Origin of the sequence: Shewanella surugensis (assembly GCF_023284005.1) — a bacterium.
Taxonomy (GTDB): Bacteria; Pseudomonadota; Gammaproteobacteria; order Enterobacterales; family Shewanellaceae; genus Shewanella; species Shewanella surugensis.
Genome location: NZ_JAKIKS010000132.1, coordinates 1 through 14,999, shown reverse-complemented (window position 1 = coordinate 14,999; position 14,999 = coordinate 1). Strand labels below are relative to the sequence as shown.

17 protein-coding genes and 1 pseudogene are annotated in these 14,999 nt (G+C 40.2%); 8 read left to right on the top strand and 10 right to left on the bottom strand.

Annotated elements, in window-relative coordinates:
* The 4 genes and pseudogenes from L2764_RS22490 to L2764_RS22475 form a co-directional block, all read right to left on the bottom strand.
* Positions 1-941, bottom strand: a pseudogene (locus tag L2764_RS22490) (IS3 family transposase); the annotation flags it as partial.
* A gap of 237 nt (positions 942-1,178) precedes the next feature.
* Entirely contained in the window at positions 1,179-2,273 is a 1,095-nt protein-coding gene (locus L2764_RS22485) for an IS91 family transposase (RefSeq protein WP_248942570.1), read from the bottom strand.
* Positions 2,270-2,656 carry a tyrosine-type recombinase/integrase gene (locus L2764_RS22480; RefSeq protein ID WP_248942569.1) on the bottom strand — a complete coding sequence of 129 codons (387 nt, stop codon included), beginning with the start codon at positions 2,654-2,656 and terminating at the stop codon, positions 2,270-2,272. Before L2764_RS22480 ends, L2764_RS22485 begins: the two co-directional genes overlap by 4 nt.
* Before the next feature lie 18 nt (positions 2,657-2,674).
* Positions 2,675-3,160: a tyrosine-type recombinase/integrase gene (locus tag L2764_RS22475; RefSeq protein WP_248942568.1), complete on the bottom strand. Its 486-nt coding sequence runs from the start codon at positions 3,158-3,160 to the stop codon at positions 2,675-2,677.
* A gap of 294 nt (positions 3,161-3,454) precedes the next feature.
* Here L2764_RS22475 and L2764_RS22470 point away from each other — a divergent pair, with 294 nt between their 5' ends.
* The 3 genes from L2764_RS22470 (at position 3,455) to L2764_RS22460 (ending at position 5,816) form a co-directional block, all read left to right on the top strand.
* Positions 3,455-4,483 carry a zinc-binding dehydrogenase gene (locus L2764_RS22470; protein WP_248942567.1) on the top strand — a complete coding sequence of 343 codons (1,029 nt, stop codon included), beginning with the start codon at positions 3,455-3,457 and terminating at the stop codon, positions 4,481-4,483.
* Positions 4,484-4,838: 355 nt separating this feature from the next.
* The gene (locus L2764_RS22465; RefSeq protein WP_248942566.1) at positions 4,839-5,120 is read left to right on the top strand and encodes a hypothetical protein; all 282 of its coding nucleotides are present in this window, start codon (positions 4,839-4,841) and stop codon (positions 5,118-5,120) included.
* A gap of 351 nt (positions 5,121-5,471) precedes the next feature.
* Positions 5,472-5,816, top strand: coding sequence for a DUF3703 domain-containing protein (locus tag L2764_RS22460; protein ID WP_248942565.1), 345 nt, complete (start codon positions 5,472-5,474; stop codon positions 5,814-5,816).
* 417 nt (positions 5,817-6,233) lie between these two features.
* Here L2764_RS22460 and L2764_RS22455 read toward each other — a convergent pair whose 3' ends face one another.
* The 5 genes from L2764_RS22455 to L2764_RS22435 all read right to left on the bottom strand — a co-directional run bounded on the left by L2764_RS22455 (position 6,234) and on the right by L2764_RS22435 (position 8,882).
* On the bottom strand, positions 6,234-6,671 hold the full coding sequence (locus L2764_RS22455) for a hypothetical protein (RefSeq protein WP_248942564.1): 438 nt from the start codon (positions 6,669-6,671) through the stop codon (positions 6,234-6,236).
* A 160-nt stretch (positions 6,672-6,831) separates the two neighbouring features.
* The gene (locus L2764_RS22450; RefSeq protein WP_248942563.1) at positions 6,832-7,281 is read right to left on the bottom strand and encodes a hypothetical protein; all 450 of its coding nucleotides are present in this window, start codon (positions 7,279-7,281) and stop codon (positions 6,832-6,834) included.
* A gap of 38 nt (positions 7,282-7,319) precedes the next feature.
* Positions 7,320-7,733, bottom strand: a complete 414-nt coding sequence (locus tag L2764_RS22445) for a hypothetical protein (protein ID WP_248942562.1) — start codon at positions 7,731-7,733, stop codon at positions 7,320-7,322.
* Positions 7,734-7,760: 27 nt separating this feature from the next.
* Positions 7,761-8,189, bottom strand: coding sequence for a hypothetical protein (locus tag L2764_RS22440; protein WP_248942561.1), 429 nt, complete (start codon positions 8,187-8,189; stop codon positions 7,761-7,763).
* Positions 8,190-8,411: 222 nt separating this feature from the next.
* A complete protein-coding gene (locus L2764_RS22435; RefSeq protein ID WP_248942560.1) occupies positions 8,412-8,882 on the bottom strand; it encodes an SRPBCC family protein in 471 nt (156 codons plus the stop codon).
* A 127-nt stretch (positions 8,883-9,009) separates the two neighbouring features.
* Here L2764_RS22435 and L2764_RS22430 point away from each other — a divergent pair, with 127 nt between their 5' ends.
* The 5 genes from L2764_RS22430 to L2764_RS22410 all read left to right on the top strand — a co-directional run bounded on the left by L2764_RS22430 (position 9,010) and on the right by L2764_RS22410 (position 14,667).
* Complete coding sequence (locus L2764_RS22430; protein ID WP_248942559.1) at positions 9,010-9,915, top strand: LysR family transcriptional regulator; 906 nt, start codon at positions 9,010-9,012, stop codon at positions 9,913-9,915.
* Positions 9,916-10,007: 92 nt separating this feature from the next.
* Positions 10,008-10,709 (top strand): Type 1 glutamine amidotransferase-like domain-containing protein, encoded by a 702-nt coding sequence (locus tag L2764_RS22425; RefSeq protein ID WP_248942558.1) that lies wholly within the window; start codon positions 10,008-10,010, stop codon positions 10,707-10,709.
* A gap of 114 nt (positions 10,710-10,823) precedes the next feature.
* The gene (locus L2764_RS22420; protein WP_248942557.1) at positions 10,824-12,431 is read left to right on the top strand and encodes an alpha/beta fold hydrolase; all 1,608 of its coding nucleotides are present in this window, start codon (positions 10,824-10,826) and stop codon (positions 12,429-12,431) included.
* 76 nt (positions 12,432-12,507) lie between these two features.
* On the top strand, positions 12,508-13,398 hold the full coding sequence (locus L2764_RS22415) for a hypothetical protein (RefSeq protein WP_248942556.1): 891 nt from the start codon (positions 12,508-12,510) through the stop codon (positions 13,396-13,398).
* Positions 13,399-14,223: 825 nt separating this feature from the next.
* Complete coding sequence (locus L2764_RS22410; RefSeq protein ID WP_248942555.1) at positions 14,224-14,667, top strand: hypothetical protein; 444 nt, start codon at positions 14,224-14,226, stop codon at positions 14,665-14,667.
* 240 nt (positions 14,668-14,907) lie between these two features.
* Here L2764_RS22410 and L2764_RS28320 read toward each other — a convergent pair.
* On the bottom strand, positions 14,908-14,999 hold a 92-nt coding region (locus L2764_RS28320; protein WP_376708471.1), incomplete at its 5' end, for an IS3 family transposase.

The following is a 14,999-nucleotide window of genomic DNA, read 5'->3' as shown; positions in this document are numbered from 1 at the left end:
GATCCCATAACTCGATAACAGTTTACCGAATTGCTTACTGGTATACTGTGAGCCCCTGTCACTGTGAAATACTAAGCCTTTAGGCGGTTGCCGAAGGTTATAAGCTTTCATTAATGCCTTGGATATCAAGTCTGTTGTCATGCGTTTATCTATGTGCCATCCCACTATTCGACGTGAATATAAATCCATCACTACAGCTAAATACATCCAGCCTTCACCCGTCTTCAAATAAGTCACGTCACCAGCCCAAACTTGATTCGTAGAAGTTGGATTAAAGTTCATGTTTAGCAGGTTATCAGCAACGCTATCACTGTGTTTTCGCTTTGTTGTCACCTTATAAGCTTGCCGTTGAGTGACCTTGAGTCGTAAACGTCGCATGATTTTACGAACTAAATAGCGGCCAACTTGGTAGCCTTCTTTGCGTAATCGCTTCACCATCTCACGATTCCCTAAGCTGCCTCGACTTTTCTTAAATAAGTGTCGAACACGGCGATAAAGCTTGGGTGTATCAAGGCTTATCACGTTTGCAGGGCGCTTATGCCAATCGTAATAGCCAGATTTACTGACACTCATAACACGGCATAACAGCGCTATAGGGAATAGTTTAGATTGTTGTTTAATGAAGTGATATTTTACTTCATTTCTTTCGCAAAGAAGGCGCTTGCCTCGGTGTGCCCCTTGGGTATTTTTAGGATGTCTTTTTCCATACGTAATACTTTGTTTTCTTTACGCAATCGTTTGAGTTCATCTCGCTCAGGCTCTTCCAAGGTGAACCCTTGCTGCTTGGCTTCGTGCTTTTCTTTCCAGTTATAAAGCAGACTTGTACTTACTCCAAGTGACTTTGCTGCATCAGCAACACTGTAGCCTTGTTCTAACACCATTAAGACAGCTTCATCTTTAAATGTCTGCGGGTAACTCTTATGTGATTTTTTCAAACTCATATAAACCTCTTAATTTATTAACACTACTGTCTCAAAATTAAGTGTCCAATGGGATTAGACCAGAACAGAGTTCGCTCTGTTTAGGGTGATGTTTCAGGGGACCGTTTTTGATAGTTGTGATGATCCCTTAGCTTCGTAGCTAATAAAATAATTGTTTCTATGTCAGTTCGTTACCAGTTACCACCTCTTCGTTGGTTGAAAACCATTATCTTCTATTTCTAGAAATATGTTTCAGCGCTAGGCTGTGATCATGAAGTTTGTCGGTCGGCCGTTTCCCAACTGACGTCGGTGAATGCCCATAAAGTGCATTGCTTGTTGGCAACACGGACAACAGCGTGTCGATAAAGTACGTTTTATCTCGGGTAATCTTGGAAATACGGCCCCTGCAACCGCGAGCATGAGTTGTATTTGCTGTCGTAGTTTGCTGCAATTTCCGCTCAGTAACCCATAATCTCGCACTCGGCGTAACCCCTTCGGAAGTACGTGCTGTAACACTAACCAGAGAAACTCAACAGCGGGTAACGTGCGTACTTTATTGGTTTGAGTTTGACTGTCTACATAGTCAAAGCTGACTTGGCCATCAATATCACTGATAATATTTTTGTCAGGTAACACACCAAGATAGAGATAACGTGACAAGTATTTAAGCGCTGGGAAACCTTTACCCACATATAGGCAGTCGACCACCCACTTTTTAGGGAGTGAGCCAGGCAACTTGATATCCTGTTGTTGTGCTAGGTTTTCCAACAGTCGTGCTCGCCACACTTTAGTTAGGTTAAAGGCGTTAAACAGGTACTTGCTTTTACTCTTTTGCCACTGTTTTTTGCCTTTATTGAAGCTACCTGCTGGGATGATAAAGTGGATATGGGGATGGTAGTCACGCCGCCTGCTGTGAGTATGTAATACGCCCGTAAAACCAATGTCACCGCCCAGTTGTTTTGCATTTTTGGCAAAGTCTTTCAGCACACTGGCGGCAACGGTGAACATGGCTTTATAAACTTGCTCAGGTTGACGTTTAGTCATTGTTCGCAACTCATAAGGCAAGGTAAAAGTGACCATGTAATAGTCCGCAGGGAGTAATTTAGCTTGTTGCTTGGCAAGCCAATCTGTCGTGGTGTTGTGCTGGCATTGAGGACAACTTCGATGACCACAAGAAAGTGGAAACTCAGCCGTATGAGTACAGTGATGGCAAGCCCATTGGCTCACTCTTAGGGTGTTGCTGCGGCAACTGAGCATGGCATGGATAGCTTGGCGCATCGATACTGTGATTTGACGGTCGTAATCTTGATTAAATACATCAAGATGCTGACGTAAAATATCGATAAACCTCATGTGTCACACTCCCATTTTAAAGCCAACCCATCAGTGAGTTGATTAATGGCCTTGACAGTATTTTTACGAGTAATGGTAGTGATGAGTTTGGTATAGCGAGCAGTGGTGTTGAGACTGTTGTGACCGAGTAAGCTTTGCACTGACCGTAAATCGAGTCCTTGCTCAAGTAGGTGAGTAGCGTAGCTATGACGTAAGTTATGCGGGCTAATGGATTTATGAATATTACACTCGGCAATAACTAACTTCATCGCTTTTTGAATACCGCCTTTGCCTATCAGAGAGTCCGATTGATTATTTTTACCGGGAAACAGAAAGTGAGGATGTCGATGGGTTTTCCAGTAATAGCGCAATGCTAACAAAGTGCGTTGAGGCAAAGGAATCAATCTTTACCGCCTTTGGCATCACGAATATGCACTTGCATCAACTGTGAAATCGATATCGCCGACACGCAATGTTACGGCCTCACCTAGCCGTAACCCCATACTATAAAGGGTTAAAAAGCAGACTTGATAACGTAATTGGCGAGTGAGACTAATGACGATAGCCACTTCAGTTTGTGTGATAATATCAGGCAGGCGTTTGACCTGCGGAGGCTTGACGATGTTGAGCCACTCCCATTGCTGGTTAAGTACGTGACGATAGAAAAACTGCAAGCCGTTCCGGTCGAGCTTGACTGTACTCCATGAGTGAGACTCAATTAAATCAGCAAAGTAACGTTTTAAATCATCAATGGAAAGGTTATCAGGACAACAGTCGAAATAGGCCGCAATTCGCCTAATTGCACGTGAATAAGCATCAATGGTAGCAGGTCGCTTGCCTTGCAGTGTTAAGTTGGTAAGCTGTTGTTGATAAAGAGAATAAAAGCGTTGTTGTTCGAATGGACTCATGACAATACTCCTGAGATACGACCAAGATAGGTCGCCTCTAGAAAGTATTTATGATGGGAAGGTAAAGGTGATTTTTATCTTTTCTGCCGCACAGCGGCTTCGTTCAACAAAAGATTATAGCATCAATCGTTAATTTAATACTTTTGGCACTTCCTACAAAACACCCTCTCTTAGCATTGAATGTAACATCACAACTATCTTCCTTATGCAGGCAATAAAAACGAGCTAGATTTTTTTACCTAGATGATTTAGGTTTGGGGGATATCCCCAAGTGAAATAATAGGCAGCATTATATTGAGCATCAATAATCAAACCATACAATCATGGATAACATCCAAAGCTGGCGCTATTTCTCGATTGAAGCTGGTAGAAGATACTTTGGTTTTATCGAATGTAAAAGACGTTTGTGTGGCGGTTAAATCGGTCGGATTAAATTTTTCCGATATTTTTGCATTAACGGGTTTGTACAGTGCAACCCCAAAAGGTTCATTTACACCCGGCTTGGAGTTCGCAGGTGAAGTGATTCATGTTGGCGCTCAAGGTTCAAAATTTAAGGTCGGCGATCGAGTTATGGGAGTGACACGATTTGGCGGCTATACAACTCATATCATCACCCATGATGATTATTTGCAGGCTTTGCCTGATCATTGGAACTTTGAGCAAGGGGCCGGCTACTTAGTTCAAACGTTAACGGCTTACTATGCATTAAAGGTCTTGGGTAATATCCAATCACGACATAACGTTCTGATTCACAGCGCTGCGGGTGGTGTAGGCCTACAGGCGATGAGGATTGTACGTGCTATAGGCGCAACACCAATAGGAACCGTAAGGTCAAATAAAAAAGCACAATTTCTTAAGGAGCAAGGGTTTGAATCTATTTTAGTCCGTGAAAAAAATTTTCAAAAGCAATTGATATCACAACAGCTGGAGTTCGATTTGGTATTGGACGGCATTGGTGGAATGATTCAGAAGGCCAGCTTTAATGCATTACGCCCGATGGGAAGACTTATCGTATTTGGAGCTGCAGAGTTTACTCCAGGCCGAAATAGGCCCAAGTATTTACAAGCTGCGTTACAGTATTTAATACGACCAAAATATGATGTGATGGATATGATCAGTAACAACAAATCCGTCATGGCATTTAACTTAATATGGCTTTGGGAGCACTTAACTGTCATGAAGTCACTTATAGCTGATATGGGAGCCGTGGATATTCCACCACCTCATATTGGGCATGTATTCCCTTTTGATCAAGCACACCAAGCTATTCAATGTCTTCGCAGTGGCAATACCCTAGGCAAAGTTGTATTGGTGCATTGCTAATGTATTAGAAATGCGCTCGAAAAGACCTATTTACTAGGCTTGACCCAAGTTACATGAAAGAAGCCTAAATAGGCATCGCAACTATCAATGTGAAGTCAAGATATAAAGGGACTCAATATTAGTAGGTTAAATCCCCTTGGCTTAGGATATAATAATTCGGACACCCACAATTATTTTTCGCCTTTTAAAGACTGGTGTATCTAACTAAAATCTTATAAATGTATATACTACAGTATATTAGTGATGCGCTTGCTTGGGGTGGAAGTACTAGTCTGCTTGTTAAGTCGAGAGCTTGGTGAATGAGCTGTGCAGTATACAAAGGTTATGTGTCAGTGTTCTTAATTATGGAGTGTAAATGGATATCCCTAGTACGCTAAAAGCTGCAACTTCTTTAGCAAAAGAATCGAAATTTGATGACGCTATCGACTTGTTAAAGTTAGCCATCCCCAAAATGGTAGAAGCAACTGGCTATTCAGGGGGCCATTACACAAAAATCATTCCTTATTTTCAGAAAGCAGATCGCTATCTTGAGGGCGTGAAATATAGTGAGAAAGTCCTAATAAAGGCCGTTGAAGAAGATAGTAAAAGAAACTTTAAACATAAGTGTGAAGCTATTCAAGGAGCTTTTCAAGCCTAAGTATATCTACTATTTACGATAAACTGTGACTTATAGCAACTAGAGAACAACTTGAAAGTGATGCTCTTTTATATGAAAAACGGTGCAAAGAATATTATTCAAAATATGAAGCATTATTACGGAGAGGCGAAGAAATAGAGTTAAGCTGTGAATTTGAAAACTTCAAGTCGATTTTTGGTTCAGACTTAAATCAATGGCCTAAATCAATAGCAACCAAGTTTTCTTCACTATCAAATACATAACAAAGCCAGACAGAGGGACGCAGTAAAGTTGGCGGCGTTATGTTTGCACGCAGAGTATGAAGTTCTTTATAATTAATAAGATATCTAATCGGAATGAAATGAGCATATCATGCGAAATAAACTTAAAGTAGCGTACAATTTAGAATTGGGTGAAGCCATTAGACTCTATAAGTTAAATGAGTTTACTGGTTCTTTTCATCATCTAGAACGTGCTCACATCCTTGGTCAGAGGTATATCATCCCGCATACCAAATCCCATTGGTGGATGCTAAAAGTTGGTATAAGGAAACACAATATAAAGGAAGTGTTTGGCCAAGTAACACGAATGATAGCTTCCGTATTATTTTCTAAAATTTGGGTTCCTTTAGGGAATACGGGTGGGGCCAATGTCAATCCAATGAAACCTATGCCTATCCCTGAAGATTTAAAGAAAATACTGAGTGAAAGTGAATAACGGAGTAAAAGATCCAAGATTATTTTCCTAATTATTTTGTTTAGTATATGGGTAATGAAAGGCATTGATAATGCTTAGTTTTATTTGATTAGTATTACGCTAATGTTATCAACCTTATCATTTTTTGACTGAGTAGAGCTTGGAAATTTATCGTGCGTAAAATTCATATAAAGATATTAATTGTAGCGGGTTAGCGGCTACTTTGAAGAAGGGGATCACAGTATAAGAAAATAATTATGGCTGTCTTGATAAATTTGGTAGACCTTATATTCAATAAAGTCGAGATGAAAGTTCTTTGCTTATTCTGTATTAAGGAACCGTTGAATTGACATGTCAGTTCTCGCTGAAAGATCACATATTGAGTCGGATGGGTATTAATTCTTTTTAAGTTAATGAGGTTATTACTTTCGCCATTTTTTAGTGAGACCTAATAAAATAGGTGCCGACATTTTGTCTGATAGTCGGTTTTTCTATGCCTTCCCCTTGGCTAAAAATATAGCGTCCAGTGGTGTTGTTTTGGCACATAAAAATCAAATCGAATTTGGAAATTAGGATCTCTTTTTGCATTAATGTGGTGGTGAGTAAGCCGATATCAGGCGCGAGTACTTGATATTGATATGGACCCGATAAACCTTGACCGGTATGAAAAGATCGTTCTTTTAATGTGGTTGAGCTAATAAAGGTAAACTCTTGTAATTCGCCGGCTCTAGGGTTATTGGTTGTATATTGACCGTTAAGTTCAAGTACAATACGTTTTCCAGTCAACGTTGTTGGTATTTTACATAGATTAGCAAATACATTCAATGGGAACATTATCAATAAATAAAAGTTGAATATCAAAAGTGTGATTTTCATGCTGTGTCCTTATTCTATTCAACTATGCCGATAATAAGTGGTCTCATTCATGTTGGCTTATTCATGTTGGCTTATTCATGTTGGCTTATTCATGTTGGCTTATTCATGTTGGCTTATTCATGTTGGCTTATTCATGTTGGCCTATTCATGTGAAGTCGACTCATTGAGAGATATGAGTCTGTATGATATATGTGCCAGAGTCTTGTCTAATATCGGGTTTAATCATGCCTTGAGTTTGGCTAAAAATAAATTTACCGATAAGTGCCGTTTTACAGACTAATACTTCCCTATAAATGGACTGCTCTGGCCCTTGGGTCAGCTTAACATCTAATAAGCCTATTCCAGATGAGAGTCTGTTATAGCTATAAGTACCTCGACTCGTTTCACCTGTGGTCATGTTCATGTCTTGGATTTGTGTTTCGGTAAATGTTAAGGCTTGTAAATTAAAGGCTTTGGCGCTAGTGGGGGCATGCATGCCATTAATGCCGATTAATATGCGGCTGCCCACTAAAGATAGCGGTAATTCACAGTCTTGTACTGACGCAGTGACTGAATATGTCATTAACAAACTGAACATTAAAACTATTTTGTATGGTGTCACTTGTTTCATGTATCGACTCCAATGATGCCATATTTTAAGAATAAACATTATTCGATAATATAAACGCCAGTATTTTGTCGTATATCAGGTTTAATAGGGCCTTGGGTTTGACTAAAAATAAAATAGCCGACTCTATTGGTTTCACACACAAAAGTTTCAGAGTAGAGGGACAATTTTTTTCCTTTTCCTTCTCTAACGCTGAGTCTGGCTAATTTAGGGTCAAAGTATTCATAACGATATGTCCCTGAGGCCGTTATGCCTGTATTGAGTATGGTGACTTGATAGCTGTGTTTTTTAAACTTTAATTCTTGTACGCTATCTGCCATGGGATTATTAGGCGTATAGGTCCCGTCGACTCGTAATAAAATGGTTTTACCTTCCAATGTTCTCGGTAGCTGACAGTTGGCATAACTGGTATTAATTCCTGTGAATAAAATTATTAAGATAGTTAACAGTCTCATCCCATTCCCTCACATTAGTTCCTTAAATCACAATTTTACTGAGTCGCGTATCATGTACTGACCTGTATTTTGTCGAACATTGGGTAGGCGAGGGCCTTCAATTTGACTATAAATGTAATAACCCAATCTAGGGCTTATGCATACAAGGGTCATACTGTATCGTATGACTTTTGGGCCTAATAATTGCCTTGCCGTTAATTTTGCTAGTCCTGAGCCTAAATGCTGATAGGTGTATTTACCGATGAAATGATAATTATTTTGAATAATATTGGTGGTAAAGTTTTGTTTTGTAAAAGAGGTTTGTAATACCCCTATGGGGTCGGGACTATAATGCCCATATTTTTCATTAACAGTAAAAATCAGTGTGAGCCCGTTTAGGGTTTTTGGCGCGTCACAGACCTTTGCCCATAGACATGGGCTGAATAATAAGATGAGTAATACACTTAATTTTTGCATAAACCCGTCACGAGTGGTTGTTACGATAGTTTATATTCGACTTTAAGTGTAGCTAAAAATCCAAGAAGGCATATCATTCAGTTTGGTCTTTATTTAAGGATATGGGTTACGTGTGGTGAAAGATTACCTAAGGATAACGGTTGGCTTTGTATTCCCTTAGGTAATTTTATGGGTTGGTTTATTTAAGAGTAATTCAGCATGAAATGTTTGATTTTTTACTCATTAAAAGTGTTGGTCGATAAGCTCTCCGGTTTTTAAGTGGTGTCCTAAAGCTTGCATGAGCTTATTGAGCCGTTTAGCCATATTGCCTTTAATCATTAAGACATTCATTGCGGCTCCTAAAATACTTAACTTCATGTCGTAGTCCATTACGACAGTTATTTGGGTTGCGCCAGATGGAGTCGAGCGTAATGTCCAGTGAGAATCAAATCGATTAATGGGTCCTTTAAACTCTCGAATTTGCAGTGAGAATGAATGATGTTTCCTATCCAAATTGACAACTTCTTCAATGACATTGGTACCGTCGTAAAAATTACAGCGCCGAGTTGCCCCCATACCACTAGCATGAGGACTTAATAAGTCGGCGTAATCGACACTCGGGTGCCAGTTTGATATGAGGGTAACATCTGCTATTTGTGCCCATACGGTTTCGATGTCAACATTGAAGAGTTGGGTAACGGTGACTGTGCTCATAATGGTGCTCCTATTTACGCTTTACAGCGGTTTGATATTGGATAGGAAATAATATAGGCAGAAAGTTTATCGACGTATAGATATGTTATTGTGGTTTTACTATTTCAAATATGTACATAATAAAAAAATGACAATAGAACATATCGAAGATCTTAAGGTGTATGTACAAGTTATCGATTCGGGGCATCTTGCCGCTGCGGGTCGAGTCTTGGGTTTATCTGCGACCTTGGTGAGCCGTCGACTGGCTCGCTTAGAGGCTGCGCTTGGCGTGCGTCTTTTAACGCGTACGACTCGACGTTTACATGTCACCGATGAAGGGAAGGTTTTTTATTCTCGATGCCAACGTATTCTCTCGGAACTCGCCCATGCACAAAGGGAGTTACTGCCGACTTCGAATGAAATATCGGGTACGGTTAGAGTGGTGTTACCGACCTCAATGTTGTCATATGGCATTATGGATGCATTGAATGATTTTATGCTACACAACCCACTTATCGTTATACAAGTTCAGATTTCAGATGAGCCCGTGGATTTATTAGCGGGTGGTTGGGATGTGGGGACTCATATCGGTGTACCTAATGATAGTAGCCATATTGGTCGGCATTTAGGGGCTGTCTCGCCTAAAATCGCTGCAACACCTGAGTACCTTGCTCGTTACGGGCTTCCTGAAAGCCCGCTTGAATTGAGCCAACATGACTGTATTCGGGTTGTGAGAAGGGGTGTTGTACATGAGTATTGGCCGATTATTGATAAGCAGGGTGAGGTTCAAAAAGTGCCGATTAGTGGTCGATTGATTTGTCATGACTTTATTACCCTCTATAGTGCCATGTGTGCAGGCGTGGGGATTGGGCTTATTCCTCTCGCGGCTTTGCGTAAGGCTCAAGCAAAGGGGGAATTAATAGAAATTCTGCCAGACTGCCGAATTGAGGGGGTTACGTTGTATGCGATTATTCCAGCGGGGCGTAATAAACTGCCTAGAGTGCAAGTATTTGTTAATTGGTTAAGGTCTTTCATGGAAACATTGGATGTTTAGTGATTGTTTTACTTTTACTTGAGTATGATGCTAATTAAATATTGTCGGTGCAGGTGATCAGGTTCAGTGTTCATGAAAAAAATGTAAGTGGATTGAACGTATATAAAAGCGCTGGATTTGACGTAATCGAAAAAAATGACAAAGTGATTAAAATGCAAATGACTTTAGCCTTGATCAGTAATATTGAAACCAAAGGAGGAAAAGAGGCGATAACATTAGCATTAACGGATTGTCATAGCCAAAAACCGCAAGTGGGCTATATTGCTTCAGAGCCCGATACCGCTCGGATTTACTTCACTCAAACAAAGCGGATCTATGATGAATTAAGTGCAGAGCTGAGTACATATGTAGAGCTTGAAGCCGGATTTGATGACGTGACTTTTCAGCATTTATTGACCTTGGATGCCATTCATTTGTCGGGTGGGGATACTTATCGTTTTTTATTTGCTTTAAAGCAAAGAAACCTCATGCCTGCTTTATGTGATTATGTGCGAAATGGTGGCGTATTAATAGGGGGTAGTGCGGGTGCCATGATCATGACGCCATCGATTATTACCGCCAGTTTGTGTGGTGATGTGGACAATGTAGGCATAAAGGTATTATCAGGTTTAGGGGTAGTGCCGTTCATTTTTGTGCCTCATCATATTAAAAATGCTGAAGCCATTCATGATGTGAGGCAATTAGTGAACAGTGAAGGGGTTAAATGCTATTTATGCAGTGATGATGACAGTTTAGTGTTGCTTGAAGGCCAAGACCAGTGGCAATTGCTTGGTGAGCCCGTGTTGGTGATTTAATATGTTTTAGTTGATATTTTGTAATGACAACGTTAGTGGTACTATAAGGTTCACTATTAAGGTTTTGTTCTATGTATCAATGCCTTTTGTTAATATTAGTATTAGGAATTGACTTTGCGTTGTAATCATCTTGTTTTACCTACTTGCTTGCTGTTTATTCTCCCTTCTTTTGCGATTGCCTCTTGGTTTGAAGAGGCCAAAGTTAATGTTCAGGCGCTGGCTTCAGGCTTGATGACACCAGACAGTAATGAAATTGAAATCGCGAAAGCACAGCCATTTCCAACGCAGATGTTAGGGCAAAGCGCAGCAAATAAAGACAATGTTCAAGGGCGTTATTCTTATTTTATTGAGTCGATTTTTCACTCACAAATGCTGGTGTTTGAGACAGGATTGGCACATCCACAAAGCCTGTTACTGGTGCATGGTTTGGGTCAATTGGGGATGCAGGATTGGCAAGATGTCGTTCCTGAATTGGCAAAGCACTATCACATTATCGCGATTGATTTACCCGGATTTGGTTTGTCGGGGATCCCCGATGGCCGCTATTCACCTACTCATTACGCACAAGTGTTAGATGAAGTGATTGCTCGCTATGCAAAAGATAGCGTGATTGTTATGGGGCATTCTATGGGAGGGGCAGTGAGTTTACGCTTTGCTGCTATGTATCCCAATAAACTGGAACGACTCATTTTAGTGGATGCGGCGGGGATCCTTGAAAAAACTGCTTTTATTAAACACATTAGCGGCTTGTCAATCGATGATATGGGACAAAATGAGGTCAGTGAACCGAGCGTTGCAACCGAAAACACTCCGTCTTTTGCACTTCCTGAGGTATTACAAACGAAGTGGGTTCAAATGAAAGATTTAAGTGGCTCTTTGATTGAAATGGGCAGCTTAAATGTTCGGGCAACGGATTTTTTACAACACAGTGATCTGAGCTGGGATTTATTGGTTGCCCCCACGCCTAACTTGAATGCCGCATTGAGTTTGGTGGAAGAAGACTTTAGTGAGGAAATTAGTCAACTCAAGGTACCGACTCATGTTATTTGGGGCGCAGAAGATCAGGTCGCGCCTTTACGGACGGCTAAAGTGCTGAGGGCTCGCTTGCCTGATGTGAGTGTGCAGATCATTGATCATGCGGGTCATGTGCCGATGAAGAGTCACACTGATGCATTTTTATCGGGATTCGAAGCTGCGTTATCTGATTCAACGGACTTTCATATAACGGAGACTCATGTGGCTGAAAAGAGGTGGGATCAATTTAACGCTAACACCGCGTCTATCGATCACTCAGCAATATTGGTTTGCGATCATGAGAATAATAAATCTTATTCTGGGCATTTTAAAACAGTGAATATTAATGCTTGTAGTAATATTCAGCTGAAAAATATGACCACTGATACTCTTATTATTACCGATTCTCTGGTGGCGATAGAAAACTTAATGATCCATGGAAGTGAGTTAGCATTAAAGGCAACCGAGTCGGTCATCACTATTACCAATGCCAATATTCATGCGGATAAAGGCTTATTACTGTCTGGAAGCCGTTTGGATTTAGCGGGAGTATCCATTAATGCGCAGGGTTTTGCTATCAAAGCGGAGGTGCATTCTCAGGTACTCATGTCGGTCAGTGATATAAAGAGTGTACACTATCAAGGTTGGGCTCAAGGAGGTTTTGAATTAGAGGGCCAAACATTAAGCAGTGTGTTATTAGCACGTTAAATGTGAATGAGTAAACAAAAACCACAATCACAAAAATAATGATAACAATAACAATAACTAAAACAGGATGTTATGCATGTTAGCCATCATAAAACATTGGGGTCAGACTATCTTCAGTTTGATGTTGCTTTTGAGTGTCTCTGGTGTGGTTGCAGCAAAATCTGAGCGAGACAAGTACGAAGATTTACAAGATGGGTTTTTCTATAGAATGTATAACACTTTATCGAGAGAAACGATAAGGGGTATAACAGATGTTTATAATATCCAACCCACAGGTTTCGAGCATGACACACTGAGTCGAGGCCGAGTGCATGCCTTATTGGGCTTAATGTGGAGCATGGGCCTTGATGATGAATATGCGATTGCAGATAGTCAACTGGCACTCAATAAAGCCGATAAGATGAAAGAGAAATATATTGCCCACAGCATCATGTCATTGGCGTTTTATAATAAAGGTTGGGTGAGTTTAGCCAGGGAGCAGTCGGCTTTACTCAAACAGTCTGAATTTGCAGGTTATGAGCAAAAGTATGAGCAAGAAGCGCTGGTGGCGAATTTGATTGTAGGCAGTCTGGCTATTCGAGAAGGCGATCTTGCCACCACTCAACATACTTTTTCTAAAGTGGCACAAAGTACAGGTAAACCTTGGGTTGAAACGTTAGCGAAAACGGCGGCGTTAAGCATGAATGGTTCTATTTTGGAGGCGATAACATCGCTTAAAGCTTTGGTTTTAGATCCCACTTTAACGAGTGCTGAGCGTGAGCAAGTGATGTCCCTATTGGCAGAAACAGAGCAGCTAGCGCAAACAGAGCAACAGCAGGGCAAGAGTGAATTGAGTGAGACCGATAAAACCAGTATCACTCGGCAAGTGGGGCAAGTACTCTTTAATCAAGTCGAGCAGCAGGGACAATCGAGTATTAAAGGCTTGATCAGTGATTTGAGGCGTTATACCGAAAGTGTGGATCTTTGATTATCGCTTTCAGAGGAGGATAAGTATTAAGCAGCGCTTAATGGAAGGTCGTGAATCAGTATTACCTATCATCTGCGGTGAGACTGAGATCGTGAGTGGCCACTCACATTGGGGGGAATCAATAACTTCATTTGTTTAACGTTATCTTATTTGAAATGATTGGGCTTATTTAAGTTAATTGCCTGCCGCAGGCTAAGGTCGTGAGTGACTGCTCACAGTAGGAGATTTGATATTAAGCTGCGCTTAATGAAGGCCGTGAATTTCCATTCACACAGGAGCAAAAGGGGAACCGCAGCAATCCCCTCTTGCTTATTTTGAAATGAATAAGCTTGCAGCCCCAAACGAAATTACCTGCAATTAGGTACGAGCTTCATGCTTTCTCAAAAAATCATTAACGCTTCCGATGGGGATCTAAAATCAACAGAAAAAGAAAAGATAAAAGCAGTAGGGTTTCTTCGAATTGGCCTTATGGGAAAAAGTGTGAGCTATCTCTATGGTTTTGCATTGGATTACTATTTGGTTAAACATTTTATTTACATAAGTAACTTGTTGATGGTATTTTGCCAATATAGGTAATACACAGTTGATTATATTGATAAAATATAATCGATGAGTCATTTCGTTTTTTTTGCTGATTTTAACTTTATGGGCCTAGTGAGCCTTGATGCGGTTTTTTTACTTATTGTTTGTTAATTGTTACTTTTATAAGAATAATCATTTACAATAATGACTTAGACACGTATTATTGCTTGATAATGTTAAGCAGTCTGGAAGATTATCCTGCTGCTGTTGAATAAGCTGTTATACGAAAAGGTAGTCTATTGAATGCCAGATATGCATGAATATTCAAAGCTTAAGATCGCATTGGAGTATTTGGAATCTGCTGTCGACGAATATGATATTCATCACCGTTACTTCTCATCTATGAACTTAGCATTTGTAGCCGAAGAGCTTCTCGGTAAATTTGTTCGTGTTCATACAGGTAAACCGGATCGTCATACTAAGTCGATTGATTCACTCCTTAAAGTCCAACATAAATTTGATTTAGGGTTTAGGGACAGAAAGAAATTACAAAAGCTTCTTTTAAACGGTAAAAATTCGATTAAACACATGGATAACGTTGATGAGCATATGGCCAAATTATATTATCCCGTTGATATAGAAGCATTCTGGGCAATTGAATCTGCAATAGAAAATATCAAATTACTCGATTTTCCAATACCTGATAAAGTTCAGTCTTTTTTGGATAATTACGAATGTGTCGAGTAAAATCGTATAACAAAGCCAGCCAGAGGGACGTAACCGCCCCTGCTGGCAGGCGTTAGGCAATTCTCTAGGATAGCTAATCTTTCCGACTAGGAGTCACATGAAGTATCAAAAATTAGAACGATGGAATAATACGGAAAATCTCGAAGGGCTAGTATTTTTTGCTCAAAGATTAGATGAAATGGTTTTTGATTATTCACTAGACACATACAATGATACCCCGTACTAAAACTGGACACTCAATTAAGCGACTTTTTGCTGTTCATAATGCAGTGGGCTTTGATACCCAATTGCACTATGCCTTCTTGTTCGATTGTAATCAACTTCAATGTATT